1 protein-coding gene is annotated in these 409 nt (G+C 32.3%); it reads left to right on the top strand.

Annotation, left to right across the window (positions count from 1 at the left end):
- The first annotated feature begins 123 nt into the window (after nucleotides 1-123).
- Complete coding sequence (locus tag KSW37_RS15855; protein WP_217743542.1) at nucleotides 124-324, top strand: hypothetical protein; 201 nt, start codon at nucleotides 124-126, stop codon at nucleotides 322-324.
- Nucleotides 325-409 lie beyond the last annotated feature (85 nt).

Below are 409 nucleotides of genomic sequence, written 5' to 3'. Positions count from 1 at the left end.
GTAACATATTTAGTTTAACCATCCTAAAGGTGACAACTTTTTCACGTATAAGACATATATTGATTTAATTTTACGTTAGATTTTTGCGTAAATACGCATTTTTCTGCTGCAAAGATACGCTTTTTGGATGAATTTACAAAAGATTTTTGCGTAAATACGCATTTTTCTGCTGTAAAAAGTGTTTTTATAATCTGTTCTTGTGAAGTAACTACTATTCGTTTCCAGTTCTTTACCTCAAACACAACAGCAGAAACTAAAACGATGGTACGTAGTGGTTATGCTTTGGTTACTGCAGTTTTGTATCCTGGTTTGCAAAGTAAGTAAATAATTCAAGTTTCGCAAGTTTTGTCCCATACGCCCTGTTTTACTCTAATTGAGCAAGCTTTGAGCGTATTTTTTAACGTTAATT

The sequence above is a fragment of the Segatella copri genome, from assembly GCF_019127135.1.
Classification (GTDB): domain Bacteria; phylum Bacteroidota; class Bacteroidia; order Bacteroidales; family Bacteroidaceae; genus Prevotella.
This window is presented reverse-complemented; position numbering and strand designations above follow the sequence as displayed.